The sequence below is a fragment of the Mesorhizobium sp. M0195 genome (genome assembly GCF_040322115.1).
Classification (GTDB): Bacteria; Pseudomonadota; Alphaproteobacteria; order Rhizobiales; family Rhizobiaceae; genus Mesorhizobium.
The window spans coordinates 1-1155 of the sequence record NZ_JAMYSV010000074.1; the positions used below are offsets into that span (position 1 = coordinate 1).

Below are 1155 nucleotides of genomic sequence, written 5' to 3' on the forward strand. Positions count from 1 at the left end.
GCCAGGCGCTGCCGGCGCCGGACGACGACGCCTATGCGCGCACCGCCTATGAAGCGCCGCAGGGCGCGGTCGAGACGGCGCTGGCGCAGATCTGGGCGGAGCTTCTCGGTCTCGAGCGGGTCGGACGCCACGACAACTTCTTCGAGCTTGGCGGCCACTCGCTGTTGGCGGTGCAGCTGATGGAGCGGCTGCGGCGGCTGTCGCTGGGGGTGGAGGTGCGCACCCTGTTCGCCCGGCCGGTGCTTTGCGATCTGGCCGCCAGCCTTGGCAGCCATGACGAGGTGGCGGTGCCTGCCAACCTGATCACCGAACACAGCACGGCAATTACGCCGCAGATGCTGCCGCTCATCGAGCTGGCCCAGCCGGAGATCGACCGGATCGTCGCCACGGTGCCCGGCGGCGTCGGCAACATCCAGGACATTTATGGGTTGTCGCCGCTGCAGGACGGCATCCTGTTCCATCATCTGCTGGCGACGAAGGGCGATCCGTATCTGCTGGTCTCGCAGATGGCGTTTGCCGAGCGCGGCCTGTTGGAGCGCTATCTTGGCGCGGTTCAGCAGGTGGTGGACCGACACGACATTTTGCGTACGGCCTTTGTCTGGGAGGGGCTGTCGAGCCCGGCCCAGGTGGTGTGGCGGCGTGCGCCGCTGGAGGTGACCGAGGTCGAGCTGGATGCGTGTGACGGTTCCGGCGCCGAGGAGCTCAGGCGCCGGTTCGATCCGCGCCAGTACCGCATCGACCTTGGCCGGGCGCCCTTGATGCGCGTCGTGATCGCGCGCGAGCCCGGCAGCGGGCGCTGGCTGCTGTTGGAGCTGCTGCACCATCTGATCGGCGATCACACGACGCTGGAGATCATGCATGCCGAGGTGCGGGCCGTGCTGGAGAGACGCGCGCATGAGCTTGCCGCGCCGCAGCCGTTCCGCAATCTGGTGGCGCAGGCGCGCCTGGGGGGCGATGCCAAGGCGCATGAGGAGTTCTTCCAGGAACAGCTGGCGGACATCGACGAGCCGACGCTGCCGTTCGGGCTAAGCCAAGTGCATGGCGACGGCAGCGGGGTTGGCGAGGCGCATCGGATGCTGCCGCAGGCGCTCAACGATCGGCTGCGGGCCCAGGCGCGGCGGCTGGGGGTGAGCCTGGCCAGCCTTTGCCATCTGG

1 protein-coding gene is annotated in these 1155 nt (G+C 68.8%); it reads left to right on the forward strand.

Annotated features, from left to right (window positions below):
• On the forward strand, positions 1-1155 hold a 1155-nt coding region (locus NKJ12_RS32040; RefSeq protein ID WP_352707708.1), incomplete at both ends, for a condensation domain-containing protein.